Source organism: Streptomyces sp. NPDC001941 (genome assembly GCF_040296945.1).
In the GTDB taxonomy this organism is placed as follows: domain Bacteria; phylum Actinomycetota; class Actinomycetes; order Streptomycetales; family Streptomycetaceae; genus Streptomyces.
Window position 1 is genome coordinate 1 of the sequence record NZ_JBEOYE010000233.1, and the last position, 2,481, is coordinate 2,481.

General features: G+C 73.0%; 2 protein-coding genes. Both read left to right on the forward strand.

The genetic code is table 11. From position 1 onward, the window contains the following. The first annotated feature begins 199 nt into the window (after positions 1 to 199). Entirely contained in the window at positions 200 to 1,117 is a 918-nt protein-coding gene (locus ABT160_RS46755; RefSeq protein WP_351656472.1) for a helix-turn-helix domain-containing protein, read from the forward strand. A gap of 75 nt (positions 1,118 to 1,192) precedes the next feature. Continuing rightward, entirely contained in the window at positions 1,193 to 2,053 is an 861-nt protein-coding gene (locus tag ABT160_RS46760) for an ATP-grasp domain-containing protein (protein WP_351656475.1), read from the forward strand. Positions 2,054 to 2,481 lie beyond the last annotated feature (428 nt).

Genomic DNA, 2,481 nt, shown 5'->3' on the forward strand with positions numbered 1-2,481 from the left:
TCAGCCGTCAGCCGTCAGCCGTCAGCCGTCAGCCGTCAGCCGTCAGCCGTCAGCCGTCAGCCGTCAGCCGTCAGCCGTCAGCCGTCAGCCGTCAGGCGCTCGGCTGTCATCTGACCGTCAGCCGCTCGCCGCCCGTCGTCCCGCCGACGAACTCCCACCGGTCGCCGTCTGACACCCGCCCGGCTACCGTCGAACCACCATGGTGGAAAACGGACACCCCAACGACCCGACGATCATCGACATCGCCTATCGCAACCCCCACTGTCCCGCCCTCGGCATCGAGGTCGAGACCGTCGAAGACGTCCGGCGGCGCACGCCTGTCGACCTCGCCGGGGTGCCCCAACGGCTCGACTTCCACCTGCTCGTCCTCGTGACCGGAGGGGTCGGCGTGCACATGGTCGATTTCGTCGATCACGACTGCCGCCCCGGGACCCTCCTGTGGGTGCGACCAGGGCAGGTGCACCGATACCCCCGCGAAACCGGGCTGCGCGCGCGGCTGGTCCTGTTCACGCCGGAGTTTCCCCCGCCGCTCAGCGTGCGGCACCTGATCGACGACCCGTTCGGGCCCGCGCACTGGCAGCCGTACGGGAACGACTCGGCCGAGCTCTCCGCGTACACCGACCTTCTCGTCCGCGCCCACGAACGGCACGAGGGCGGGCCGGGTGGGGGCGCCGACGGGGCCGTGGCCGAGCTGTTGCGCCATCTCCTCGGCGCGCTCCTGCTGCGCGTCGCGCAGCTGCCGGAACCCGAGGGCGAGGCCGCGCCCGCCGGACACGGGGAGTTGTTCGCGCGCTTCCGGGCCGAGCTGGAGCGGGGTTTCGCCGAGGAGCGTTCCGTCGCCTTCTACGCCGACCGGCTGGCCACCACCCCCAAGACCCTCACCCGCGCCAGCCTGGAGGCGACCGGGCGGCCCGCGAAGAGCGTCATCGACGCCCGGGTCGCCCTGGAGGCCAAGCGGCTGCTGGCCCACACCGATCTGACCGCGGCCGCGATCGGGCGCCGTCTCGGGTTCAGCGAGGCCGCCAACTTCGGCAAGTTCTTCGCCCGGGCCGCGGGGAGCTCGCCGGGGGAGTTCCGGGGGGCCTTGAACGGCCGTGCGGACGGCGTGAAAGGGTGACGCCGCAGGTGGATCAGTTGATCGTCTGATCGTTGAGGAGGGGCGGGGCACATGGGGGCTGGCAGGGTGGCGGTCGTGACCAGCGCGACGGGTCTGGAGCACGACGCCGACCTTCCGCGGATCGTCGCGGCGCTGAACGCCGACGGTGGGCGGGCCGAAGCGGTGGCCTGGGACGCGTCCGGTGTGGCGTGGGACGCGTACGACCTGGCCGTGGTCCGGTCGGTGTGGGACTACTCGCGGCGCCTCGACGAGTTCCTGGGCTGGGTGGGCGGGGCGGCGCGGGCGACGCGGCTGCTGAACCCGGAGCCGGTCGTGCGCTGGAGCGTCGACAAGCGTTACCTGCGCGACCTGGCCGGACGTGGGGTCCCCGTGGTGCCGACGCGTTTCGTGGAGCCGGGCGACCCGTGCGCCGAGGAGGACTTCGTGGGCACCGGAGCCGTGGTGGTGAAGCCGTCGGTCTCGGCGGGTGCCCGTGACACGGCGCGCTACGAGCCGGGCCAGTACGACCGGGCCGTCCGCCACGCGCGGGCGCTCCTGGACCAGGGGCGGACCGTCATGGTCCAGCCGTACCTGCGCAGGGTCGAGGAGGGCGAGCGGGCGCTGGTGTTCCTCGACGGCCGGTTCAGCCACGCCATCCGCAAGGGCCCGCTGCTGACCGAGCCCGGTGTGATAGACAACGCCCGCGACGCCCACCCGGGCGTTGCCGCCTACACGCCGTCGGAGGCTGAACTGCGTTTGGCTGCACGGGCGTTGGCCGCAGTGCCGGGGGCCGGGGGCGCGGATCCGCTGTTGTACGCGCGGGTGGACCTGGCGCTCGACGAGGCCGGGGAGCCGCTGGTGATGGAGCTGGAACTGCTTGAGCCGAACCTGTTCCTGGGCAGTGCCCCGGGCGCGGTGGAGCGGTTCGCGGCGGCCGTGCGGCGGATCGGCGGCTGAGATCCGTCGCACGGCCGGCCGCGCGCTTGCGTGCACCGAATGGCGTACGCATGCCAGTTGTGGCTTTCGGGGTACCGCCGTGGGGCGTGAGGGGGCAGCCTGGTTGTGGGGCCGCCCCCTACGGTCCCTGGACAGGAGGTAGCTCCATGCGACGCTCCACCATCGTCTTACCTCGCGCGGTCATAGCGGTGGTCGGCCCGCGGCGGATACGGCACGCCTGACCGCTTGCCCCGGGCGGTGCGGTGTGACGACCTCTCCGCCGTGCCGCCCGCTGGGCCGTCTCAACTCTCCACAGCGGGAGCGTCCGACGAGGTGAACGGCAGTGTCGAGCACGTGCCTGGCTCGGCGCTGCTCCAGCGCACCCCGTCGGCCGCCCCGCCCCAGACGACGCAGCCGTCCGGGGACGCCAGGGAGACGGCCCCGGCATA